The following is a 25,346-nucleotide window of genomic DNA, read 5'->3' on the forward strand; positions in this document are numbered from 1 at the left end:
CTCTTTAGCTAAAGCTTCGGTTTGTATAAAACGTATTTTAAATGTTACCTGTATTTTATTTTGTGTATATGTTATAAATACTAAATTGACCCACAACTTATTATTGCATGCATAAGTAACATTGTTGGTGTAAACCACAGTTAAGTTGTACCGATGCTTTATTTTTGTTGTCCCGTTAAGGATTTTATTTATGCTAAAAAGGATTTTTCTATTGTTGATGGTTGCATTTATTTTTGCCTGTAAAGGCTCAAATGATGACACTATACCTGTAGATGACTTTTTTAAAATTCAGGATAAAGCGTTTTACCGGATCTCTCCGGACGGAAAAAGCCTTTCTTATTTAAAATTCCAGGATAAAAAATTAGACCTTTTTGTAGAAAACCTGGCCACCGGAAACGTAGTTCAGCTTACCCATTTGAACGAGAAAAGTATCAGTTTCCATTTCTGGACAAGCAATAACGAGCTAATTTATTATACAGAAGACGCATCCAAAGAGCGTAAATCTGATATTTTCGTCATCAATAAAGATGGAAGTAAGCAGGTGCAGCTGAGCGCCAACGAAAAAAACCGTTTAAGGGTTATAGAAGATCAGTTGATTGATGATAAGTATATTATTGTGGCCTCCAATAAGCGCGATTCGACCGTGTTTGATGTTTATCGGTTAAATGTGCGTAATGGCAGGATGGATATTGCCGCTAAAAACCCAGGTAATATTACAGAGTGGATGACCGATAGCAAAGGTGTACTGAAAATTGCAGTGGCCAGCGATGGGGTTAACGAAACTTTGATGTACCGTGAAAATGAAAACCAGCCATTTGCACCCGTAATTAGCAATAATTTTGAAACCACCTTACAGCCGGTAGCCTTTTCCGAAAATGAAGCCAACATTCTGTATGCCATTTCGAATGTAAACCGTGATAAAAATGCATTGGTTGCACTCGATTTAAAAACCGGGAAAGAGAAACAGGTGCTTTTTGGCAACGATACCTTAAATGTAGTAGATGCCAAATACTCGCGGCAGCAGCGGAAAATGCTTTTTGTAACCTGCGAAACCTGGAAAAAAGAAAAATACTATTTAGATGACAGTACCAAGCTTGCCTATTCCAAAATAGATCAGCTGTTGCCTGGCACAGAATGGAAAATTATGGACAAGGATAAAATGGATAAGGTGTTTGTGGTGAGAACATTTACCGATAAAAATCCGGGTTCTTATTATTTATATACCGCTGGCGATAACAAATTAAAAAAACTGACCGATATAAGTCCTTCCATTAAACAGGAAGATATGAGTGCCATGAAGCCCATTAGCTTTAAAAGTGGCGATGGCTTAACAATAAATGGGTATTTAACACTTCCAAAAAATAAAAAGGCAGCCAATTTACCGGTTGTGGTACTGCCCCATAATGGTCCGGGTGGAAGAAACAGCTGGGGATACAATGCCGACGTACAATTTTTGGCCAACCGTGGCTATGCAGTTTTGCAGGTTAACTACCGTGGATCTACCGGTTATGGAAAATCTTTTTATGCAGCCGGTTTTAAACAATGGAGCGATAAAATACAGGAAGATGTTAACGATGGTGTAAAATGGTTAATTGCAAAGAAAATTGCCAACCCCAAAAAGATAGCCATTTATGGCAATGGTTTTGGAGGTTATATTGCATTAAATTGTTTGTATAAAAATCCCGATCTTTATAAATGTGGTGGATCAAACTCTGGCGTAATTAACCTGTTCAGTTACCTGAAAACAATCCCGCCGTTTTTAAAAGCCAATTTGCAGATGTATTACGAAATTGTGGGCAATCCGGTAACCGATACAGATTATATGCGTTTTGCTTCGCCTGTTTTCCATGCCGACCGTTTTAAATCGCCTATTTTTATTGCGCAAAACCCCAAAGATCCACGTGTTAATGTAGCAGAGGGTGTTCAGTTTATTAAAGAGCTTAAAAAACGGAATGTACAGGTAACCTATATCGAAAAAGAAGAGGGGCCAAATCCGATTATGCGCCAACAGGGCCGAACCGCTCTGTATAAGGCGTTGGAACAATTCTTACAAGAAAACCTGGGTAAAAAATAGGGTATGGCCTTAGATAAAAAAAGTGGTTATCGTAAAAACTTTTCGCTCGGTGTAACCTTTATTGTACTCATTTCCATTCTTTTTATATTATCGCTGTTCTTGGCATTTAACTATAGCAAGAAATCGATAGAAAACGATTTTGTTTCAGAAAAAGTAAATGTGCTTGAGCAGAGTATTAAGCCGTATAACGATTTCTTTCAGAACAAAATGCCCGAAATTTCTTACTACAATGGCTTTTTGGATTCTGCTACAGCCTCGAAATTTGTAGATACTGTAATGCTAAAGTACCCATTTATTTCGAAGGTTACCTTTTACGATACCGAAGTAAAGGTAGCCCCGGTTAGGGACGGGATAAATGCCAACCACTTGGGTATTGGCCCAAAATCCATTTACCAGTTCGGCAAGGGCATTAGTGCCGATTCGATAAAAGTATACTCAGAAGATGATCCCGGTTCTTTTAATGTGGGTGATGATTTTAATGCCATGGCTTACAAACTGGCCACTTTTGTCGATCAATTGGATACAACCGCTGTCCCCACTCAGGAAGAGCTTTTTACGAACTTTTCGGTGGTGAATGCCAGCGATAACAAAATCACCTATTTGAATATTCCAAGCCGCGAAGATTTAAAAAACTATAAGGAGATGATGAAGCGCAAGTTAAATCCCTCTCCGGTTTACCAGCAGGATGTACTGGTTTTTAAGCTCGATGCGCACCACATCAAAATCGTAAATACAAGGCCTTTGCTCTACCAGCACATCCGTATTGAGCCGCTTACCTACGATCCGATTGATAATTCGGAAGAAAATATGAATACCGAAATAGCGCTTCCGGGTGCTTTTTCCGACTTTAAACTCTACTTCGTTTCTTCTAAATCTTACATCAAAAAGGAAATATTCATTTACTTTATGCCCATTGCACTGGTACTCTTACTGGTGTACGGCGTGCTTTTATTGGTGGCCTTTTTAATTTACCGTAACCTGAACATCAACAGTAAAATGTTTAAGCTACAGTACGATTTTGTAAATAACCTCACACACGAGTTTAAAACACCGGTTAGCGTAATTAAAATTGCTGGAAACAACATTAAGAGCGCAACAGCGCTAAGCCAGCGCGAGCAGCAGCTTTATGGTAAAATACTGGATGAAGAAGCCGATAAGCTGAATGGTTTAATGAATAAACTGCTGGCATTTACCCAGATCGAAAACAAAGCCATTAAGCTTAATCAGGAAGAAGTTAATATTGTCGATTTTATTGAAAGTACCATCGAATCGCACACATTAAAACACCCCGATTTTAATATCAGTTACGAGGTGGTGGGCTTTAAAACCTTTATTACCGACCCGGTGTTATTGGGGAGTTTGTTCGATAACCTGGCCGAAAATGCCTATAAATACTCCAAGCCTGACCAAAAGAAACTGCACATTAGTGCAAAGCTTATTAAAGGGGTTTTGGTGTTCAGGTTTGCCGATAAAGGGATTGGCATAGCTGCATCAGAATTAAACAATATATTTAAAAAGTTTTTCCGCATCCAGAATGAATATAACCAGATGGGAAGCGTTGGCTTAGGTTTGGCATTCTGCAAAGAACTGGTTAACTTTATGGATGGAGAAATCTCTGTAAAGAGTAAAGTAGGCAATGGTACAGAGTTTAAAATTGTACTGCCATATAATAATTAAATTTAAAATGGTTAAAATGTTAAACCTTTCAACTTTATAACCTTTCAACCTTACAACTGAATTAATACACACATAAATGTCTAAAGAAGTAAAAATATTAATCGTAGAAGATGATGAAAATCTTCGCTTTCTTGTGGCTCACCGTTTAAAAGCCGAGGGTTATATTGTACTCGAGGCCAATGATGGCGAAGCTGGCGAAAGAATGATTTTGGCCGATCAGCCCGATATCGTTTTATTGGATTGGATGATGCCGGGTAAACAAGGTGCCGAAGTTTGCGAGAATGTACGCAAACAGGGTTTCGAAAACCTGGTTATTATGATGACCGCCAAGGCCCAGGATGTAGATAAAATTGATGCTTACAACTTTGGCGCATCTGATTACATTACCAAGCCATTTAATATGGATGTGTTAGTGGCCATGTTAGAGAGTAAAGTAAAATTTATTGTAAATAAAGATACCGCCGAAATACACCGTTTTGGCAATATGGAGCACCATCCGAATATCCACACTTTGTTTAGAGATGGTAAGAAAATTGAGTTGACTATATTGGAGAACCGTATTCTGCTTTATTTCTTGCGTAACCCGGGCAAGGTAATTAACCGCGATGAATTGATGCTTGTAGTTTGGGGCTATAATTCTGATGTAAATACCCGTACGCTCGATATGCACATTGTACGCTTGCGTAAGAAGATAGAACTCAATCCTGATAATCCACAGCTGTTACAAACCGTTAGGGGCGTGGGGTATAGGTTTAATGCGGGGTAGAAATAATTATTGAATGAAAGAATGGTTGAATGAAAGAATGATTGAATTAGTGGGTGTTTAGGCGTAATGCCGATATTCTCTCATTCAATCATTCCAAACTCAATCATTTTTATTTAAGCCCTCTTCAAGGTAAATAGCGTAATCTCTGGTAAAACACCTACCCTGCCAGGATAACCCAGGAAGCCATAGCCAACATTTACGTACAGCTGCTGCTGTTTTTCTTGGTATAAACCGGCCCATTCTTTGTAAATGTATTGTACAGGGCTCCACTGGTATTCTTTAAGGCGCACGCCAAACTGCATCCCATGGGTATGTCCGCTAAACATGGCATCTATTTGGGGGTATTTTTGTAAAACCTCTCCGCGCCAGTGCGATGGATCGTGACTTAACAACAACTTTACAGGTAGATCATCTGTGTTTTTAACCGCCAGTTCCATTTTTCCATACTTCGGAAAACGGCCCATACCCCAGTTTTCGATACCTAAAATCCCGATTTCCTCGCCATCTACTTTTAAACGGCGGTTTTCGTTCATGAGCAGATCGTAGCCCATTATTTTATGTACATCAACCATATCTTTTAGGTTTTTTACCTTGGCCGGAGAAGATTCCTTGCCAAAATAATAATCACCATAATCATGGTTACCTAACGATGAATATACGCCCAATGGCGCTTTAACCTTTGCAAATATATCCTGGTAATCTCTCACCTCGTTGGTTAGGTTGTTTACTAAATCACCGGTAAAGAATACAAAATCAGGTTTCTCGGCCAAAAGCATTTCTACACCGCCTTTTACTGCTGTTTTATTGTAGAAACTGCCAGAGTGGATGTCCGAAATCTGTGCCATGGTAATGCCATCGAAAGCCTTTGGCAGGTTTGGGAGGATTAAATTAACCTTTCTAACCTGATAATCGTAAGCGCCAGAAATAATACCCCAGCTTAAAGAGGTTAACGGAACAGCAGCAGCCACCAGGCCGGCCTTAACCAAAAACTCTGAACGCGAAATCTGATCTGCTCCGTTAGTGGAATCCTGAGGTACCGCTGTGGTTGCTTCCTGTTTTTTTCTAAAAACTTTGATGAACAGTCTGCGTAAATCATCCAGTACCAAAAATGGCAACATGGCCAGCTTGCAGGCAACGGTTAAAAAGAAAGCTACGAGTATAATGGCCCTTAACGTAAGAAAGAGGTTGAGGTAAATGCCGCAAAAAACACCAAGAATTAAGAGGAAGCTATAGCTCCAATATAAAATGCCAAATACTTTTTTAGTGGAGGGCTTCCATTTTTTAAATACCGAAACAATTGCCTTAAAACAATAAATATCAAAAGCGATGATGAAAACGCAGGCAGCAATTATAAATGGTAATCTTCCCATGGGTAGGATGTTAATGTGGTAAAATAAATAAGGCAGGTTTTTTAGCCCTGCCTAAATTAAAAAAAATATTATAGCTATTATCTGAAATCGTCTTCGTCTTCCTCTTCATCAAATTCGGCGTTGAATAAGCTGCCAAACATATCAGAGAAACCGAAGCCCCCATTTAAAAAGTTTTTGCTCAGTTGCGAATACTCGGCCAAACCATGCAATACAAATTCCATTAAAAGCAAGGTCTGGTTTTCACTTAATTTAGGGTGGAATTTTTTTACGGTATCGTATAAACTTGGCACAAGCATCAATGCTTTTTTATACTGGGCATTGCTTAGCGTATCCGTTACATCAACATTGTTGCCATCGGTAAACCATCCGGTTATTTCGGTATAAGGATTAGCGGTTTTACTTTTCTTGGCCTTTTCAGGATCAGGGAAGTAGCGCGCAAACAAAGTTTTAACCGCTTTACCGATTAAGGTTGTGGCTACATGCGCCGGCCCCTCAAGCTCGCCTTCGTAAACCAGTTCTATTTTACCGGTTATGGCTGGGATAACCCCTGCAAAATCAGATAAGCGCACAAAGGTGTTCTTTTCGCCCGAAATCAGCATCCTTCTTTCAGCAGTACTGATAAGATTTTCGAATGCAGAGATAGTTAGCCTGGCCGAAACGCCCGATTTTTGATCGATATATTCGCTCTTGCGCGCTTCAAAAGCAATCTGCTCTATCAGGTCTTTTACCAGGCCATCGGCTTCTATATTGGTTCTTTGCTCGGTTGTTAACCTGGCTTCCTGAAAGGTTATTTTGCGCGAAATTTCTATGCTTTTTGGATAGTGCGTTAAAATCTGACTTTCAATCCTGTCTTTTAAAGGCGTAACAATGCTCCCGCGGTTGGTATAATCTTCAGGGTTTGCTGTAAATACAAATTGGATATCCAAAGGCAGGCGCAGTTTGAAACCACGGATCTGGATATCTTTTTCCTGCAGCATATTAAACAGGGCCACCTGTATGCGGGCCTGTAAATCCGGAAGCTCGTTAATTACGAAAATGCTGCGGTGTGCACGCGGAATAAGTCCAAAATGGATTACACGTTCATCATTATATGTCAGCTTTAGCGTGGCGGCCTTAATAGGGTCAACATCACCGATTAAATCGGCAACCGTAACATCGGGTGTAGCCAGTTTTTCGGTATAACGTTCGCTGCGGTGGAGCCAGGCAATTTCTGTAGCATCGCCTTTGGTGGCTATTTCATTTTTGGCAAACCACGAAATTGGATTTAACGGGTCGTCAAAAATCTCACTACCGGCAACATAGGGCACGTACTCATCCAATAAGTTAACCATTAGGCGGGCAATACGTGTTTTTGCCTGACCGCGTAAGCCCAAAAGTAAAATATTGTGGCGCGATAAAATAGCAGTCTGAAGTTCGGGAATTACTGTTTCATCGTATCCGATAATGCCTTCAAATTCAGTTTTTTTATCACGGAGAACCTTAATCAGGTTTTCTCTAAGCTCTTCTTTAACGCTTCTTGAAGTATAATTTGTAGCCTTTAACTGGCCTAATGTTATATTTTGCATCTTTTAAATTGGGTTTAAGGCTTAGGGTTTAAGGTGTAACGTTTTCAAAATGCACAAACCTATTTTATAAACTGTTCCTTTTTAATCGGTTTTAAGATATAAAGCAAGGTTGAATACTGCTACACTTAGTTTTTAAGATTAGCTTTTTCCCACATGTGTTGGAGCCTTCTACCTTACGCCTTTTACCTTCAACCTTATTTAACTGTTTTTCTTCTATTTTTAATGTAATCCTCAAAAATGTATTCGCCTAGGCCATTTAATGAGCTATAAAAAGCCCTTCCGCCATTAATTTCGGTAAACTGCCTAACAAACTGCTGTAGGTAAGGGTCTTTGGCAATCATAAATGTGGTAATCGGAATTTTTAACCGCTTACACTGTGCGGCCATGTTTAAGGTTTTATTAATTACCTTTCTATCCAAACCCATACTGTTTTTGTAGTATTTGCCATTTTCTTTCAGGCAGGTTGGTTTTCCATCCGTAATCATAAAAATCTGCTTGTTATGCGTTTTCCTGCGGCGCAGCAGGTCGGCAGCCAGCTCTAGCCCGGCGTAGGTGTTGGTATGGTAAGGGCCTACCTGTAAATAAGGCAAGTCTTTTAAAGTAATTGGCCAGGCATCATTACCAAAAACTACAATGTCAAGCGTGTCCTTCGGATATTTGGTTTTAATCAGTTCTGCCAGTGCCATAGCCACTTTTTTTGCAGGCGTAATCCTGTCCTCTCCATATAAAATCATGGAGTGCGAAATGTCAATCATCAGCACGGTAGAAGTTAGGGTTTTGAAATCCTTTTCTTCCACCTCCAAATCACGGTCGGTTAAGGTAAAATCGCCAATGCCATGGTTAATCTGTGCGTTTTGGATCGAAGCCGTCATATCGATCTGATCCAGGCTATCGCCAAAATTATACTCACGCCGATCTGCATTTTTTTCTTCGCCAATGCCCGATTGGTTACTGTTGTGGTTACCCCTGCCAGATTTCTTTAGTTTCCCGAAAATTTCATCCAGGGCCGATTTGCGGATAGTTTGTTCGGTTTTGGCTGTAATCTTAAACTCTCCCGATTGGTTGTCTTCTGTCAGGTAGCCCTTATCCTTCAAATCGTCGATAAAATTACCGATACCATAATCGTTATTGGTGAGCTTATATTGCTTATCAAGCTCATTTAGCCAGCTTAATGCTTCGGCAGCATCGCCAGCCGTATAATTGAGCAGTTCGCTAAACAATTTCAGCAACTCATCAAACCCACCTTTTGGCGTATCGCCAGGCTTATAATCAGAAAAACGAAAACCTCTCATGTGCTTTTATAAACGGATTACCGAAGATAAAAGTTTCGCTTTGGATTAATTTAAGCGCGGTGTCATATTTGGGGATAAGCAGAAAGATCAAAGCGTCGTTAAACTGTTAACTGATACTACCAACTGCTAACTGCAAACTGCCAACTGTAAACTGATTTGGGCGTTCCCTTAATCCCGATGAAATCGGGAAAAAGGGGCGGGCTTTTCAGGGCTGCGCTGCGCTCCGGTACCGGTGAAAAACCGGTACTGAACCCTTTCAATCCCTAACGCAAAACCCACCGTTTTAGATCATATCTTGTAGGTTTAGAAAACCTTTAAGGTGTTAAAGCGCCATATGGTAAATCTTTTTGTTGTACTCCGGGTTGGCACCCACCTGCGAAGCTACAAATGCGCCCACTTTGCAGGCGTTATCAAGTGTAGTTTCCATAGGGAAGCCTTGGAGATAGCAAGCAATAAATGTGGCCAAAAAGGCATCGCCGGCACCAACGGTATCGGCAACCTGTACTTTATAACCCTTATGCTTATACAGTTTACCATCTTTTAATACACAGGCCCCTTTATCACCAAGGGTTAGGCAGATCATTTCAATATTAAACTGGCTGGAAAGCTGTTTTAGCAATTGCTCATCGGTATTGCCTGTTAAACCGAACGACTCTTTAACCCACACAATTTCATCTTCATTTATTTTTAAGATATCAGCCTTAGCCAAAAGCTCTCCAATCAGTTCTTTCTCATAAAAAGGAGCACGTAGGTTAATGTCGAAAATTTTTGTTTTGGCATTTTCCAATAAGGCCAAAACTGTTTTTTTTGAGGCTTCGTTTCTACAGGTTAAACTGCAGTATACCAGGGCATCTGCTTGTTTTACAGCTTCTGCATTCTGGTCGGTTATTTTAATATCATCCCAGGCTACCGGCTGTTTAATGGTGTAGGTGGCCTGATGGTTTTGATCGAGCTGAACCACAACTGTACTGGTGGGCAGTTCGCTGTTTGTCTGAATCAGTGCGCTATCAAAATGGTTATCCTTTAAAAAAGACAATAGTTCCCTGCCATTATCATCGTCGCCAACGGCGCTGATGAAATTACTTTCAATATTCTGTTTATGCAGATTGAGGGCAACGTTCATACTCGAACCGCCAGCTTTCTTGCCCTCTGGGAAAACATCCCAAAGTATTTCGCCAATTGTGATAACTTTATTTTGCATGTAGATTAAATAAAAATGTAAATAAAGGATTTTTACTGGTCGAACAAAATAATTTGTTTCTTACCTTTATTTTAAGCTTTATAAAAACATCATGAAAAAACTACTAACCATCGCATTCCTATTTATTTCTGTTGCCGCATTTGCGCAAACAAGCACCGATAAACAAGCTATACTCGATCTGCTCGAAAAACAGCGCACGGATTGGAACAAGGGCGATGTTGTAGCTTTTATGCAGGGTTACGAAAAGTCAGACAGTTTATTATTTGTGGGTAAAAACGGTGCAACTTATGGTTGGCAGAAAACGCTCGATAATTACAAAAAGAACTATCCCGATAAATCGGCCATGGGCTTTCTCGTGTTCGGAATTAAAAAGGTCGATTTTTTAAATCCTGATCTGGCTTTTGTGCTGGGCAGTTGGAATGTTAAACGGGAAAAGGACGAACTGAAAGGATATTTTACGCTTCTAATCAAAAAAATTAAAGGGGAATGGAAAGTAGTTGCCGATCATAGCAGTTAAAGATGGAAAAGGGGTAAGATAAGATGGAGAAGGTGAGATGTGGAAGGTAAGATGGAGAAAGTGAGATGGAAAATGTAAGATGACGTATTGTTCTAAACAGATCAATGGAGATAAAATCGCCTTTCTCATCCATCCCGATTGCAAATCGGGACGGTGATTGGCCTGAAAATTAATTCTAGTTTACTCTCCCAGTTTAAAATCCTTATAGTAATAGTCTTTATCTTCATCTGTGAGTTGGCGGATTACCCTGCACGGATTTCCGGCTGCAAAAACATTATCCGGAATATCCCTGGTAACTACACTGCCCGAGCCAATTACCACATTCGAACCGATTTTTACCCCTGGGTTAACCACCACGTTGCCGCCAATCCAAACGCTATTGCCAATGGTAATTTCCTGTGCCCATTCATATTCCTGATCGCGCAGGTGCGAATGTATAGGATGCCCAGCAGTGTAAATGGCAACATTGGGTGCAATAAAAACATTATTGCCGATGCTAACCTTTGCACAATCTAAAATAACAAGGTTAAAGTTTGCATAAAAGTTATCGCCAATTTCAATGTTGTAACCATAATCGCACCTAAACGGCGGTTCTATATAAAACATCTTTTCGGTTTTACCAAAAAGCCTTTTTAGTAACTCTTTCCGTTGTTTGATAAATTTTGGCGCCAGGTTGTTAAACTCAAAAACAATTTCGCGTGCTTTTAGTCTTTCTTTAGCCAGTTCTGCATCGCCGGCCTGGTAAGCTTTGCCGGCCAGCATCTTTTGTTTTTCGGTAACTATGTTTCGATCCATTTTTCTAGTACAATTATTAAAACTTAAGGCAAACCATTTAGGCTTACAGCACAATAATAACAAAAACGGGACTATCGTTACCGATGTCCCATTTTATTTCATGTTTAGCTGATCAATTCAGTCACTATTTGTGGCAATTAACCAGTTCAAACAGTTAACTGGTTAACCAATTTATGGTCTGCCTTTAGCTAAAGCTCTTTCTGCAATTTTAACTGCTTTTTTCTCTCTCCAGTTTGCATATTTTTCTTTAAAGGTCATTTTAATCAAGCTGTCAATCGCACCGTGTGTAAATAAACTCCAAACACTGGCTACTTTACGGCTAATCGATTGATCCCATGCCCTTAAGCTTAATGAGAACGAACCGTCCAGATATTTCATCCAGTGCCACATTCCGGTAGGCATAAACAAGGTATCGCCGTGCTCTAAGAAGACTTCGTAACCTTCTACACCATTTAATGCTGGGAATTTTTCAAAATCGGGGTTGGCAACGTCATAATCTTCTAAAGCATAGGTTGCATTTGGTAAGCAATATAACCTGTCTTTCCATTTATTGTCGAACAGCACAATGTGCTTTCTGCCACCAAAATGCGTATGGAAAATATGGGGCAGATCAATATCGTAATGTAAAAAGGTTACCGAGTTCGAACCGCCAAAAAACATAGCAGGCATACTTTCGATAAAACCGCCCATTAAATCTTTAGGGATTTTTACATCGTTGATTAAGCTTGGCACTTTCTTAAACAGGTTAAAAAAGAATATTCTCAACTCAGTTGGCTCGCGCTTAATCAAGTCAAGGTAATCGCCAAATTTCATATGTGCTGTAGCCGCGTTAATGGGCTTTGACGGATCGGCTTTCGAGTTATCGTAAAGTGGAACTTCGAGCTCGCCGCCAATTTCTTTCAAATATTCAGTTGTCCATTTTTCTCTTGCAGGCCAATCTTTGGTAAGGCCCCTGATTACCAACGGACGTTTAGTTTTCAGATAATTTTTCTTAAAATCTTCGGGAGTGATATTCTCGACAATATCAACAGGTTTTAAAATGAAACTCATGCGCTTAAATCGGTTATTTGTGCCGAACAACAAATGTGTAAATTTTATTTTACAAAATTGAAGTTAACAGGTAAATGTGACTAAAATCACGTAATCTAAAATTAGTAAATAGTTAACAATTTAATAACTGGGCTTCTGTTTTGTTTTTAACAATTTCGCTGTAAGCGGCATCCCAAAGCGCTATTCTTTTCTCCAGCGCCTCTTTTGTGATCTTTTCTGCCTCGGCCCAAAAACCTTCATCTTTTTCGCAAAGTTTTTCTGTCATGGCCAGTGCCAGGTGGCTATGGTGGTCGCCGTCTACTTCAATATGTCTTTCTAAGTAGTATTTAAAGATAGAAACCTGATCTGGTTGGGTACTGTTTAAATCGTTAACCATGCTAAAAAACATGTTCGGGATCAGATCTTCGCGGCCAAACGTAAAGCTTGAAGCCTGTAAATGTGGTTTGCCGCTATTAATGGTTTCGAATGTAGCATTCACGAAATCTTTGGCAGCTGCAGGTACATTTGCAACATCAAACGCTTCATTAAAACTTTTACCGTTTTTTAAGGCATTTAAAAAATCATTAATCGGTTTTGTATCTGCCCCACATTGATCCATTGCATCTAAATACAGTTCAAAATGGCTTTTAATATTTCCATCTGCATCCACATCCGATTCCTCACCGGCAACAATTTCATTAATTAATTGCCGGGTAACGGCATCACCCACCGGAAACCAAGGTAATGTTGTACAGGTTAGGTTAATCTGTAAGGCTTTAAGCAGCGACATAAAATCCCATACGGCAAAAATGTGGTGCTCCATAAAAATCTGGAGATCTGCTAACTCGCTAATGGCCGAATACACTTTATGGTTAATGATTTCTTGCCTGAGCAGCTCAATTTCATCTTGGATTTTTATAATGTTAGGGTGCATATTGAATGATTGAATGATTGAATGAGGGAATGATTGAATGAAGGGACGATCGAGTACTTATATGGATGATTGATTTAGTAGATTGGCATGATGCTTAAAGCTTATTCATGCTATCAATTATTTATTTTGGTAAATTTCTTTCCAATGCTTTATTTGCTCTTTTAACCGCAAGTTCTTCTTTCCACTTCATGTAGCGCTCGCGGTAATTTGCTTTCATAAAGTCGTCAAATTTACGCTGTAAAGTTAAGTTATACAAGCTTTTTGCTTTTACAGCCCAGCTTTTATCCCAAGCTCTTAGGCTGATAGAGAAAGATCCGTCCAGATATTTCATCCAATGCCAGTAACCGGTTGGCATAAATAAGGTGTCGCCGTGTTCTAAATAAGCTTCAACACCCTGTATGCCCTTTAAAGCCGGAAATTTATCAAAATCAGGATTTTCTACATCATAATCTTCAAGTGCATATGTGGCATACGGAATTTGGTATAAACGCTCTTTCCATTTATAATCAAAAAGGATTACGTGTTTGCGGCCATTAAAATGGGTATGGAAAATATGTGCCAGATCAATATCGTAGTGCAAAAATGTAACAGAGCCTTTTCCGCCAAAAAACATATTCGGATAACGATCTAAAAAACCACCCATTAAATCTTTGGGTGCAATATAATCGTCCAGCAATTCTGGCGCAAACTTTATCGGATCGAATAAAAAAATACGCAGGTCGGTCGGTGTTTCTTTGATCAGGTTTATATAATCGCTAAACTTCATTTCTGCAACCGATGCATTTATAGGTTTAGAGGGATCTGCCTTTGCGCTATCATACAGTGGAACAACTTTATCGCCAACAACATCTTTCATATACTCCATTGTCCATTTTTGATATGCTGGCCACTTTTTCGCCATGTTTTTTATAACCAATGGCCTGCGTGGTTTGAGGTAGTTCAGCTCAAAATCTGATTTAGATATGTCTTCAACTACATCTATCGGAGATAAATTGAATTTCATGTTAAATAACTATTAATAAAGCAAAATTAAATAGTTAAAAAGCTGTAAGCATTACAAATCAGAAAAGATTAAAAATGGCTGACAATTCATCAAAAAAAGTCAGAAAGTATGATTTAATGGAATAAAAAAACGCCCTTACCGTTAGGAAAGAGCGTTAATAAAATAATCACACGGGAACATGATATATGTTTTTAATAAGGATATTTTCTTGTTATGTGTGTATGTACGGGAAAAAATTAACCTTGGTTTTTGATTAAATGATTTTTTTTAAAAAAAATAAAAACGCCCTGGTAAAACCAGAACGTTTTATGTTTTATCAAAGTAGTTTGATGTAATGTTATTTAGGCATTAAAACGGTATCTACAACATGGATAACGCCATTTTTTTGATACACATTGGCAATGGTTACCGTGCTCATACCACCTTTTTCATCTTTCAACACTAATTTTTTGCCTTCCATCCAAGCCCATAATTTACCTCCCTGTACTGTGGTTAGTTCTGCTTTGCCGCCACCAGCTTTAATGGCTGCCGCAATTGCTTTGCTATCCATTTTGCCGGCAACAACATGGTAAGTTAAAATTTTGGTAAGGGTGGCTTTGTTTTCTGGTTTCACCAGGTTATCTACTGTTCCGGCAGGAAGTTTATCAAAAGCTGCATTTGTTGGTGCAAAAACAGTAAATGGTCCAGCGCTTTTTAAGGTTTCTACCAAGCCTGCTGCCTTAACCGCTGCTACCAGTGTGGTGTGGTCTTTTGAGTTTACGGCGTTGTCTACAATATCTTTAGTAGGATACATTGCAGCTCCACCAACCATAGGGTTTTTTTGAGCGTAAACTTGAGTGGTAAATGCCATGGTAACTACGGCAAATACAGATAAGATTAATTTTTTCATTATTTCTAATTTTTAAGTTTCTGTTGTTTGATTCCATTTACGACGACTTACAGATGCTTGGTTTTTAGAAATGAAAATTAATATTTAAAACGTTGATTATGAGTTGTTTAATTTTTGTTTTAAAAAAATATACCCTCTTGAAAACATGATCCCGATTTCATGGCATCATTTAATAGCTATTTTGCTACCTTCAACATGACGATAAAATTGATGCAGGTTAAGATTTAACAGGTACCGAAAAACACTGGTCTAATTCACCTTGGCAGTCCTAATTTTTTTTGAAAAAATATTTGGGAAAAAGCGCTTCAGCAGCACAGCTTTTGTCTCTTTTCCGCCGATGTAAACCTCTTCTTTTTTACCTTTTACAGCCTGTACAATTTGTTTGGCACATTCGGCCGGGGTCATGGCATTTTCATGTGCATCACCCATCATGTTTAATGGATTTCCGTTGCCGGTTAAAGCATTATAGGTAACATTGGTTTTGATAAAACCTGGGCAGATGATGGTGATGTCGATATTTTTATCGTAAACTTCCGAGCGTAGCGAATCGAAATAGCCATGCAGGGCATGTTTAGATGCCGAATAGGCAGAGCGCAGTTTTGTGCCGAACTTACCCACCAAACTGCTAATTACAACAATCTGCCCTCCGCCGTTGTCAATCATTAAAGGCAGAACAGCTTTGCTAAGCACTACTGTTCCCCAAAAATTGGTATTTATAATCTGCTGTTCAGTTTCATTACTGGTTTCTAAAGCTAAACTCCTTTGGCTCACACCACCGCTATTGATGAGCAGATCTATTTTCCCGAAAATCCGGATGGCATCTGTTGATTTGCTTTCGAGTGTTGCTATCTCGTTTAAATCGAAAGGTAAAACGTGCACATTGAAAGAGTTTTGGCAGTTTCCTTTTACCCTGAATAACTCATCGCGGTTTCTGCCAGAAATAATCAGTTTATGGCCAGCTTTAAAATATTCGTAAACCAAGGCTTCGCCAATGCCAGATGAAGCGCCCGTAATCCATACAATTTTCGACATATATTTTTAATTATTGAATGATTGAATGAGAGAATGATTGAGTTTTGAATGATTGAATGTTCTATCACATAAGATGGTCATCTACCATTCAATTATTCTCTCATTCAATCGTTCTCTACTATAAACAATTCTGAAGCAATATGATCGGCAAATAACTTTCCGTTTTCGCTTAATCGGATTTTGTTGGCTTCGGTAATCAGCCAATCCTTATCTTCAAAATTTTTAAGGTTATGCTTCGTTTCATCTAAAAAATCTTTACCAAAATCAGCATTTATTTTTTCCAGATCAGTTCCCCACATGGTTCTTAAAGAGGTCATAATATACTCATTAAACCTATCATTCAAACTCAGTTCCTCAACAATTTCCGGAAGTTTGTGCTGTGCCAGCGTTTCTATGTACATTGCATTATTGGCGGGGTTCATATACCTGTTTCGTCCATCAAAACCATGTGCCGATGGGCCAATACCGATATAATTTATGCCTTTCCAGTAATTGGTATTGTGTATGGCATAATGGCCCGGTTTGGCAAAATTAGATATTTCGTAATGCTCAAAACCAGCTTCAACCAGCTTATTCATCAGTATTACAAATTGCGCTGCACTTTGGTTGTCGCTTACAGGGGGCTGCTTTTTAACTTTAATGGCATGGGCCAAGGCGGTGCGTGGCTCAACAGTTAAAGCGTAGGCAGAAATATGCGGCACTTGCAGTTCTATTGCTTTTTGGATATTGTTAAGCCATTTCTGATCTGTTAAAAGCGGATAGCCATAAATCAGGTCGAGTGTAAGGTTTTCAAAACCGGCATCTTGGCTTCTCCTGATGCAATCTTCGGCTTCCATGGCCTGGTGGGCCCGGTTCATCCAGATCAGATCTTCATCATAAAAAGATTGAATACCCACACTAAAGCGGTTAACAGGAAGTTGCTTTAGTTCCTTTAATTTTTGTCCGGTTAAATCATCCGGGTTGGTTTCGATGGTGATTTCAGCATCTGCATTAACCGAAAAAGTATGGTTAATGGTATCGAAAATCTGCTGCAAAGCGGCCTGCGGTAGGATGGAAGGCGTGCCACCGCCAAAATAGATGCTGCCAACCTGCCCGGTAATCCGGTCCTTTTTCAGTTTAATTTCGTTGCATATAGCCTCAACCATTTCGTCGGCATATTTTAATGAGGTACTGAAATGGAAATCACAATAGTGACAGGCCTTTTTACAGAAGGGAATATGGATATAGATGCCAGACATTGCTGCAAAGATAGGGAAGATAATTTTGCTTTATTGTCATAAAATATGAGTGAAGAAACAATTTATTTCTATTTAAAGTAAATTAATAGATTTACTTTGTAGTTGTTTTTGTAAACTTATTAGTTTACTTTTGATATTATATAGTAAACAAATAAGTTTACTTTTGGTGTCATGGGAAAGAAATCATTATTGTTTCAGCAATTAAACAGGAGGCTTTTAAGTTTCGCTACATTAAACAATGTTGCTATTCCTGCAAGTGGTTGGATTAAAGCAATCCGGAATGGACTTGGTATGTCTATGAAGCAATTGGCAGATAAATTATCAATAAGTAAGCAAGCTGTTTTGGCTATGGAAAAAAGAGAGGCGGATGGTTCAATTACTATAAAATCGCTAAGGGAATTAGGTAGGGTTTTAGATATGGAATTGGTTTATGGTTTTGTACCTAATGATGGATCATTGGAAGCTATGGTTGAAAAAAAAGCGAACGAACTGGCAACGAAAATTGTACTCCGTACATCGAATAGTATGAAACTAGAAGATCAAGAAAATTCTAAAGAAAGGATTGAAATGGCTATAAAAGAAAGGGCTGAGGAAATTAAAAGAGAAATGCCTAAAATTTTATGGGATTAGATTTAATTTATATTGATGGACAAACCCCTTTGGATGAAGATGAGAAAGAAGGTCTACTTATCCCTACTATAGCAACAAGAGAAGAACTTGATGAATTTGAGCAACAGAATATCGAAGACGCTATACAATGGACTTTGGGCAGGAAATTTAAATCTGAAAAATTATTAACCGAAGCATTTATTAAAGATATGCATAAACGCATGTACAAGGATGTTTGGCAATGGGCCGGTACATTCCGTAAAACAAATAAAAATATCGGGGTAGATAGATGGCGGGTTGCGGTTGAGTTAAAGGTTTTATTGGCAGATACTTGGTTCTGGATAGAGAATGATACTTTTCCTCCTGATGAAATAGCCATCCGCTTCAAGTATCGGATAGTAAGTATACACTGTTTCTCTAACGGAAATGGAAGGCATAGCCGCTTATTGGCAGATATTATTGTTGAAAAATTATTTGATGGACCTGTATTTACCTGGGGCGCTGGAAATCTTTCAAAGGAATGCGAAAGTAGAACTAGGTATCTTGATTCGTTGAAACTGGCAGACAAGGGAGATTATACTGCGCTTGTTTTATTTGCGAGATCGTAACAGATCAGCATATTCTAAATCCATTTTTTTCTTTAGGTAAACAATGATTATTCGGTTACTTTTGTATTCTTAAGTTTTGATTTACAGCATGCCGAAATTCATTTTTATCCTGTTTGCGTTTTTATTGTCTGCCGGTTTTTTGGCAGCTCAACAAATTCCAGTTCAAACCGATAGCGCTGTTGTAAATCAATTTCAGTACAGAAGGTACCGCCCCGATTCGGCAACCCTGGCCCGGCAAAAATTTGTAACCGATTCAATTGTGCACCACACCTGGGTGCTTGCAGATAGTTTAATTGATAAAAATGCACTGCTGGATACCATTGAGAAAGAATACCTTTTTCCAAAGTTGGATTTACTGGCCTGGCAAAAGAAATACCAGCATTTAAAGAAAAAGGCAAATCCTTACCAATTGGGCACAAAAATACCCAAGGGAAATGTTGGTCTGCTAGGTTTTATTTTCGGTATGCTCGTTATTTTTGCGATTTTAAAAAATGCGTTTTCGAAGCAGCTGTCGGCTATTGTACAGTCATTTTTTAGCAATAGGATATTGAATAACATCAATAAAGAAGATAACCTGTTCAGCTCTTGGCCTTTCCTGCTCCTTTTTGTGCAGTTTGGTTTTGTATTTGGGATGTTTTTTTTCCTAGTGGCACAATGGAATGATATGTATCAGGCCAAAGATGGTTTTAAGTTTTTCTTCAGTATTTCTATTACCATAATTGTGTTTTATGCCTTGAAACTGATTATTTTAAGGTTCTTGGGATATTTGTTCAACGTTCAGAAACCTGTGGGCGAATATATCTCCATATTATACCTCAGTTACTTTAATGCATCACTGCTTTTTATTCCCCTGGTGGTTGCTTTTGCCTTTACACCGCTCAAATATGGCGCTGTATATATCACATTGGCATTCTTGCTGTTAGGTGTTATTTTTACTTTTCAGCTATTAAGGGCAGGTATTACTATACTTTCTAATAATAAGTTTTCTAAAATGCATTTAATTTTGTACTTTTGCGCCCTCGAAATATGTCCTATCCTAATACTAATTAAAACGATAGGGCTGTAGCAGGAAAAAGGAAAATGCAAGAAAAGAACGACTCTAGAATCCGCAAAGTAAAAAGTATTTTGGTTACTTTACCAAAACCTGAAACTGAAAAATCTCCTTACTACGATTTGGCCAAAAAACACAACTTAAAGGTTGATTTTAGGTCTTTCATCCATGTGGAGGGTGTACCCGCAAGAGACTTTAGAAAGGATAAAATTAACCTGGCGGATTTTACTGCGGTTATTTTTACCAGCCGTAATGCAGCAGATCATTTCTTTAGGATCTGTGAAGAAATGCGTTACGAAGTGCCGGCCGAATTAAAATATTTCTGCCTTTCTGAAACAATTGCATTATATCTTCAAAAATATATCCAGTATAGGAAACGTAAAATCTTCTTCGGCAAGCAAACTGCGGCAGATTTGGCCGAAGTGCTTAAAAAACATGCCGGAGAGAAGTTCTTGTACCCATGTTCTGATGTGGCTACAGAGGATACCATGAAATTCCTTGAAAAAAGCGGATATAATTTCACTCCAGCTGTATTGTTTAGAACAGTTGTGAGCGATTTATCTGATTTAGCTGAAGTGTTTTACGATGTTATCGCATTTTTTAGCCCTTCAAGTATTCAGTCGCTGTTTAAAAATTTCCCTGATTTTAAGCAGAACAATACCCGTATCGCAGCCTTTGGCATTAATACCAGCAAGGCCTGTACCGATATGGATCTGATTGTTGATATTGCTGCGCCAACCCCTGGCGTGCCTTCTATGACGATGGCCATAGAGAATTACATCAAAATATCTAATAAATAATACGATCAATAATTTATTTTATGTCATAACAATAAATGTGTAACTTTGCTGTTATTAAGAAAGTTACGCATTTATTATTGTACAGTAATGGTGGGTTAAATAACCGTTAATCTAACTTTAATTTGCTTTGCATAATGATTTAATGTAAAATATTTGCTTTTGTTGATAATTTCAGTGATTTTTGATAAAATTGCTCCTTATCGTGCTTTGCACACTATAAAAAATATGAAGAAAATTTACCTTCTAGCTATTGTAGGTATAACATTAATGCTGGCAAGCTGTGGTCATGGTGGCCAAGGCGAGCTAGTGGGTGCTTATAACCGAAAATTCAAAAACGATAGAATCCCGTTGGGAATGGTATACATACCGCCGGGCCATACCCCACTGGGTGGCTCTGATGAAGATATTACCTTCTCTCAGAATGGTCCGAGCAGGATGACAACAATCAGCGCATTCTTCATGGATCAGACTGAAATTTCCAATGCCGAATATCGTCAGTTTACCAATTGGGTGCGCGATTCGATTGCGATCGCTATGATGGGTAATCCTCAGCAGTTTATGATCACGCCGAAAGGAAATGCTGCTGCAGCTGTTGGTGGAGAAAAATATATTAACTGGAAAGCGGTTGGGCCTAATGGTGCAAACATTTGGCGCAATAAAGGCAAAGGCGGTGCTGGTGCACAGGCGAGCCAGTTAGATGGGATGTATTACTCTGGCTTAGATGCGCTTCCGGGAAAAAAAGAATTTGATGTACGTAAATTTGAATATACTTACGCCGAACTGAACATGGATAAAGCTGCATTGGGCCATAAAGACCCTAACAGTAAACGTCAAGACTACATAGACCGCTATACCATTGCTATTTATCCTGATACTATGGTTTGGAAAACAGATTATTCTTACTCTCAAAACGATCCGATGGTGCGCGGTTATTACAACCACCCTTCTTATGATGATTATCCGGTAGTTGGTGTAAGCTGGGAGCAGGCGAAAGCTTTCTCTCATTGGAGAACTAGATTGTATGATGGAGTAGCTACGGCAAGAAAATTACCTGTAGGATCGCGCTCTGATTATAGATTACCAGCTGAAACTGAGTTTGAATATGCAGCAAGGGGTGGCAATACCAAAACAAAATACCCTTGGGGCGGTCCTTATATCCGCAATACAAAAGGTTGTTTACAGGCCAACTTTAAACCGGGCCGTGGAGATTACTCAAGCGATGGTGGTATTTATACTGTTGGCGTTAGGTCTTATTTCCCGAATGATTATGGGCTTTACAATATGGCCGGTAACGTTGCAGAATGGACTTTAACTGCTTATAATAAAGGTGCTTCTCCATTGTTGCACGATTTGAACCCTAACTTTACTTATGTGGCCAGCGCTACGGATAGCAAGTATAAAAAACGAAAAGTAGTAAAAGGAGGTTCGTGGAAAGATACAGGCTACTTTTTACAGAATGCGGTAGCTACATACGAATACCAAGATACACAAAGATCCTATATCGGTTTCAGATGCGTTTCATCTTACCCTGGTACCGATTTAAGAAGATAAACCAAACAACTAAAAACTAAAGAAAAACATCAAAATTTTATGGCAGCAAAGAAACAACCAAGCTGGTTACACGTAGCGATTTCATGGGGAGCAAGTATTGTAATTATCGGAGCGTTATTTAAGATTCTACACATTGGTGGAATTGTGGGTAACTACATGATTGGGCTTGGTCTTGGAGTAGAAGCATTTTTGTTCTTTTTAACCGGATTTTTCCCACCAGAACCAGAACCAGCATGGGAAAGAGTTTATCCAGAACTTAAAGAAGATTTTAAAGGCCAATTGCCAACAGCTTCGGCCAGACCAGTAGCAGCGGTAGGATCGTCAAATACAGCAGCTTTAGATAAAATGTTATCTGATGCTAAAATTGGTCCTGAATTAATTGAAAGCTTAGGTACTGGCTTACGTACTTTTGGCGATAAAGTTGCAACTATTTCTAATGTTGCAGATGCCTCTACAGCAACCAATGAGTTTACCGGAAAAGTTAAAACTGCATCGGCAGGTTTTGATAGTTTAAGTGCTTCTTTCGAAAAAGCTACGGCTAATTTGAAAGCCATGGGCGAGAGTAATGTAGATTCGCAGGCTTATCACGATCAGGTGAATAACCTAGCTAAGAATTTATCGGCATTAAATGCAGTTTATGAATTGGAATTACAGGATTCGAGCGCGCATTTGAAATCAATGAATAAATTCTATTCAAACTTATCTTTAACCATGCAGAACTTTAACGAATCGATGGAAGATTCGAAGCAGTTTAAAGAAGAGGTGAACAAGTTGGCTAAAAACTTATCATCGCTTAATGCAATTTATGGCAATATGTTATCGGCTATGAATAGCCCACGTGTATAATCTGTTTAGTTTTTAATTTTTAAAGAAAAGCTACATCACACATGGCAGGCGGAAAAGAAACAACAAGGCAGCGGATGATCAATATCATGTATTTGGTATTGTTGGCCATGCTTGCCTTAAACGTATCAGATACTATTTTAGATGCATTCAAAAATATCAACGATAGTTTGGATACTTCTAAAAACAATGTAAATACCAGTATTAATCAATTATTTTCTGCCTTTGAAAACTCAAAGTTGAAAGAGGAGCCGGCACGTGCACAACCTATTTATGATAGAGCCAAGCAAGCGCAAAAGGCAGCCGATGAATTGAATAATTACATTGATGGCATTAAAAAAGAATTTACCCAGGCAGGCGATGGAATTGATCCGGAAACCGACGATCTGGTAAATAGATCAAATCAGGATATTGCTCAGAATATCATGATCAATCAAAAGAAAGCAGACGAATTAAAGAAGAGAATTAACGCTACACGCGAAAAATTAATCTCTTTATTAGATCCTGCGGATAGGGCCAATGTTTCATTCTCCCTTGAAGCTAAAGATCCTGCTAGAAAAAGAAAGGGAAACTGGCAGGAAACTTACTTCGGTGAGGGAACGCCATTAACCGCTGCAATGACTATTTTAACCAAATTGCAAACAGATACAAAAAATGCTGAAGCAGAGGTGGTTAAAAAGTTATTCGGAAACATGGATAAAGCACAGGTAAACCTAGATCAGTTTGCGGCTGTTGCTGTTGCACCTACTTCTTATGTAATTCAGGGTCAGCCTTATACTGCTGAAGTATTTTTAACAGCCAGCGATTCGAGATCAACACCTGATATTACCGTTAACGGAAGCAAATTATCTGTAAAAGATGGTAAAGGAACTTATACCGGTGGTACTGGTAGCGTTGGTCAGTTTACCTGGGTAGGTACAGTTAGGGTCCGTCAAACAGATGGGCAGATTAAGGAATACAAAACCCAGCCACAAACTTACCAGGTTGCGAAACCATCAGCATCTGTTTCTTCAACAAAACTGAATGTAATTTATGCTGGTATTCCAAATCCGTTTACTGTATCGGCTGCAGGTTTCCCGTTAGAGAGCGTTCGTGCTTCTATTTCTGGTGGTTCAATGAGTGGTAGCAATGGAAACTTCACCGTTAACGTTCCGGGAAGTATGGTTGGTCAGGATGTATCAATCAATGTTTCTGCAAACAATGCAGGTAAAACCGTAAGCCTGGGCTCGCAAAAATTCAGGGTTAAAGGTATTCCGGCTCCAGTGGCTAAAGTTGGTGGCCGTGCTGGAGGCGATATCGCATCGGTACAATTAAAAAGCGAATCGGAAATTGAGGCAGATCTTGATGATTTCCCTTTCGATGTGAAGTTTAAAATACAGCGTTATAAGTTAACCATTATCAAGCCACGTTCTGATGCCGTTACCATCCCTGGTACAGGTGGAAGTTTTGCTGGTGCTGTTAAGGGTGCTATCAACTCAATTACCCCTGGTACAAGGGTATTTTTTGAAGATATCGTTTCTATTGGTCCAGATGGCCGTCAGAAAATTTTACCTTCATTAGCATTTAGTGTTAAATAAGAAAAAGATGAAAAGGATTTTAAGTATTGCTATTTTAGTTTTGTTAACCACGTTCGCTTTTGCACAAAAAAAGCCAACCAAGTTAGCTCCGAAAAAAGCTGCGCCAGTTGTTGCTGCTCCTGTAGTGGATACGGTTAAAGCTCCTGTTAAAACAGCTAAGAAAAAACTTAAGGTACCACCAAAAGATGGTTTCTATGCCCGTAAGGATATTGATAGTACGGAAATGGTTCCTTTGGCTGATGTACGCGAAGAGGACGTTTTTTATGCTAAACGCATCTGGAGAGAAATTGATCTGCGTGATACCGTTAATTCGGCATTAAAATCTCCTAAATCGAGATTGATCGATGTTTTAATTGCGGCAATCAAGACAGAAGAATTAACAGCGTACTCCCCAATTGATAGTGCGTTAAATGAAGATGATGCTTTCCTTAATCCGATGTCGGCAGATTCTGCAGCAAAATCGGCATTGGGAACAGCTGAGGTTTCGAACAACAAAACAGGCACGGTTACTACAGTAGTTAATGATTTTAATCCTGAACTTTTCTTAAAATTCAGAATTAAGGAGGATTGGATTTTTGATACCAAACGTTCTATTTTTGAACCTAGGATTGTTGGTATTGCTCCTTTAAAATACAATGAAGTTTCTAAACAATGGCAACCGGTATTTTGGGTATATTATCCAGAAGCACGTGAACTTTTAACCAAGAAACGCTTAATCAATACGAATAATGATGCATCTACTTTAAGTTTTGATGATTTCTTTATCCGTAGGTTATTCAGTAGCTATATTGTAAAAGAATCTAATCCTGGAGATAACAAAATCAGGGATATCATAACAGATCCTAGAGAAAGACTTTACGAATCAGAAAGAATCAAAAAATCTGTTCTTGATTACGAGCAAGGACTTTGGGAATACTAAAATATC

The 25,346-nt window shown here is 38.9% G+C and carries 23 protein-coding genes; 12 read left to right on the top strand and 11 right to left on the bottom strand.

Going from position 1 to position 25,346, the window contains the following annotated elements:
- Positions 1-190: 190 nt before the first annotated feature.
- The 3 genes from ACS5PU_RS22465 to ACS5PU_RS22475 all read left to right on the top strand — a co-directional run bounded on the left by ACS5PU_RS22465 (position 191) and on the right by ACS5PU_RS22475 (position 4,517).
- The gene (locus ACS5PU_RS22465) at positions 191-2,074 is read left to right on the top strand and encodes a S9 family peptidase (protein WP_439461402.1); all 1,884 of its coding nucleotides are present in this window, start codon (positions 191-193) and stop codon (positions 2,072-2,074) included.
- 3 nt (positions 2,075-2,077) lie between these two features.
- Positions 2,078-3,751 (top strand): sensor histidine kinase, encoded by a 1,674-nt coding sequence (locus ACS5PU_RS22470; protein WP_439461403.1) that lies wholly within the window; start codon positions 2,078-2,080, stop codon positions 3,749-3,751.
- A 76-nt stretch (positions 3,752-3,827) separates the two neighbouring features.
- Positions 3,828-4,517 carry a response regulator transcription factor gene (locus tag ACS5PU_RS22475; protein ID WP_439461404.1) on the top strand — a complete coding sequence of 230 codons (690 nt, stop codon included), beginning with the start codon at positions 3,828-3,830 and terminating at the stop codon, positions 4,515-4,517.
- A gap of 113 nt (positions 4,518-4,630) precedes the next feature.
- On the opposite strand, the gene ACS5PU_RS22480 is transcribed toward ACS5PU_RS22475, so the two are convergent.
- The 4 genes from ACS5PU_RS22480 to ACS5PU_RS22495 all read right to left on the bottom strand — a co-directional run bounded on the left by ACS5PU_RS22480 (position 4,631) and on the right by ACS5PU_RS22495 (position 9,945).
- Positions 4,631-5,887, bottom strand: a complete 1,257-nt coding sequence (locus tag ACS5PU_RS22480) for a metallophosphoesterase (RefSeq protein WP_439461405.1) — start codon at positions 5,885-5,887, stop codon at positions 4,631-4,633.
- A gap of 77 nt (positions 5,888-5,964) precedes the next feature.
- A complete protein-coding gene (locus ACS5PU_RS22485) occupies positions 5,965-7,452 on the bottom strand; it encodes a magnesium chelatase (protein WP_439461406.1) in 1,488 nt (495 codons plus the stop codon).
- Between the two features lie 194 nt (positions 7,453-7,646).
- Positions 7,647-8,744: a vWA domain-containing protein gene (locus tag ACS5PU_RS22490; protein ID WP_439461407.1), complete on the bottom strand. Its 1,098-nt coding sequence runs from the start codon at positions 8,742-8,744 to the stop codon at positions 7,647-7,649.
- 322 nt (positions 8,745-9,066) lie between these two features.
- On the bottom strand, positions 9,067-9,945 hold the full coding sequence (locus tag ACS5PU_RS22495; RefSeq protein WP_439461408.1) for a carbohydrate kinase family protein: 879 nt from the start codon (positions 9,943-9,945) through the stop codon (positions 9,067-9,069).
- A 91-nt stretch (positions 9,946-10,036) separates the two neighbouring features.
- On the opposite strand from ACS5PU_RS22495, the gene ACS5PU_RS22500 reads away from it, so the two are divergent.
- Positions 10,037-10,462: a YybH family protein gene (locus ACS5PU_RS22500; RefSeq protein WP_439461409.1), complete on the top strand. Its 426-nt coding sequence runs from the start codon at positions 10,037-10,039 to the stop codon at positions 10,460-10,462.
- 180 nt (positions 10,463-10,642) lie between these two features.
- On the opposite strand, the gene ACS5PU_RS22505 is transcribed toward ACS5PU_RS22500, so the two are convergent.
- The 7 genes from ACS5PU_RS22505 to hemW all read right to left on the bottom strand — a co-directional run bounded on the left by ACS5PU_RS22505 (position 10,643) and on the right by hemW (position 17,382).
- Complete coding sequence (locus ACS5PU_RS22505) at positions 10,643-11,257, bottom strand: sugar O-acetyltransferase (protein WP_439461410.1); 615 nt, start codon at positions 11,255-11,257, stop codon at positions 10,643-10,645.
- Positions 11,258-11,428: 171 nt separating this feature from the next.
- Complete coding sequence (locus ACS5PU_RS22510) at positions 11,429-12,307, bottom strand: cupin-like domain-containing protein (protein WP_439461411.1); 879 nt, start codon at positions 12,305-12,307, stop codon at positions 11,429-11,431.
- A 112-nt stretch (positions 12,308-12,419) separates the two neighbouring features.
- Positions 12,420-13,220 carry a DUF3050 domain-containing protein gene (locus tag ACS5PU_RS22515; protein WP_439461412.1) on the bottom strand — a complete coding sequence of 267 codons (801 nt, stop codon included), beginning with the start codon at positions 13,218-13,220 and terminating at the stop codon, positions 12,420-12,422.
- Positions 13,221-13,341: 121 nt separating this feature from the next.
- Positions 13,342-14,223 (bottom strand): cupin-like domain-containing protein, encoded by an 882-nt coding sequence (locus ACS5PU_RS22520; RefSeq protein ID WP_439461413.1) that lies wholly within the window; start codon positions 14,221-14,223, stop codon positions 13,342-13,344.
- Positions 14,224-14,560: 337 nt separating this feature from the next.
- Positions 14,561-15,112 (bottom strand): fasciclin domain-containing protein, encoded by a 552-nt coding sequence (locus ACS5PU_RS22525; protein ID WP_439461414.1) that lies wholly within the window; start codon positions 15,110-15,112, stop codon positions 14,561-14,563.
- Between the two features lie 249 nt (positions 15,113-15,361).
- Positions 15,362-16,144, bottom strand: coding sequence for an SDR family oxidoreductase (locus ACS5PU_RS22530; RefSeq protein ID WP_439461415.1), 783 nt, complete (start codon positions 16,142-16,144; stop codon positions 15,362-15,364).
- A 104-nt stretch (positions 16,145-16,248) separates the two neighbouring features.
- Entirely contained in the window at positions 16,249-17,382 is a 1,134-nt protein-coding gene (gene hemW / locus ACS5PU_RS22535) for a radical SAM family heme chaperone HemW (RefSeq protein ID WP_439461416.1), read from the bottom strand.
- 171 nt (positions 17,383-17,553) lie between these two features.
- Between hemW and ACS5PU_RS22540 the strand changes: the two genes are divergently transcribed.
- The 8 genes from ACS5PU_RS22540 to gldN all read left to right on the top strand — a co-directional run bounded on the left by ACS5PU_RS22540 (position 17,554) and on the right by gldN (position 25,340).
- Positions 17,554-18,012: a mobile mystery protein A gene (locus ACS5PU_RS22540; RefSeq protein WP_439461417.1), complete on the top strand. Its 459-nt coding sequence runs from the start codon at positions 17,554-17,556 to the stop codon at positions 18,010-18,012.
- Entirely contained in the window at positions 18,003-18,599 is a 597-nt protein-coding gene (locus ACS5PU_RS22545) for a mobile mystery protein B (protein ID WP_439461418.1), read from the top strand. Before ACS5PU_RS22540 ends, ACS5PU_RS22545 begins: the two co-directional genes overlap by 10 nt.
- Before the next feature lie 88 nt (positions 18,600-18,687).
- Entirely contained in the window at positions 18,688-19,665 is a 978-nt protein-coding gene (locus ACS5PU_RS22550) for a DUF4271 domain-containing protein (protein WP_439461419.1), read from the top strand.
- A 14-nt stretch (positions 19,666-19,679) separates the two neighbouring features.
- Complete coding sequence (locus ACS5PU_RS22555) at positions 19,680-20,450, top strand: uroporphyrinogen-III synthase (protein ID WP_439461420.1); 771 nt, start codon at positions 19,680-19,682, stop codon at positions 20,448-20,450.
- Between the two features lie 225 nt (positions 20,451-20,675).
- Positions 20,676-22,001, top strand: coding sequence for an SUMF1/EgtB/PvdO family nonheme iron enzyme (locus ACS5PU_RS22560; protein WP_439461421.1), 1,326 nt, complete (start codon positions 20,676-20,678; stop codon positions 21,999-22,001).
- A gap of 39 nt (positions 22,002-22,040) precedes the next feature.
- The gene (gene gldL / locus ACS5PU_RS22565) at positions 22,041-22,847 is read left to right on the top strand and encodes a gliding motility protein GldL (protein ID WP_439461422.1); all 807 of its coding nucleotides are present in this window, start codon (positions 22,041-22,043) and stop codon (positions 22,845-22,847) included.
- Positions 22,848-22,888: 41 nt separating this feature from the next.
- Positions 22,889-24,421 carry a gliding motility protein GldM gene (gldM, locus tag ACS5PU_RS22570; RefSeq protein WP_439461423.1) on the top strand — a complete coding sequence of 511 codons (1,533 nt, stop codon included), beginning with the start codon at positions 22,889-22,891 and terminating at the stop codon, positions 24,419-24,421.
- Positions 24,422-24,428: 7 nt separating this feature from the next.
- Positions 24,429-25,340 carry a gliding motility protein GldN gene (gene gldN, locus ACS5PU_RS22575; protein WP_439461424.1) on the top strand — a complete coding sequence of 304 codons (912 nt, stop codon included), beginning with the start codon at positions 24,429-24,431 and terminating at the stop codon, positions 25,338-25,340.
- Positions 25,341-25,346: the final 6 nt, after the last annotated feature.

It is taken from the genome of Pedobacter sp. GSP4 (genome assembly GCF_051857575.1).
In the GTDB taxonomy this organism is placed as follows: domain Bacteria; phylum Bacteroidota; class Bacteroidia; order Sphingobacteriales; family Sphingobacteriaceae; genus Pedobacter.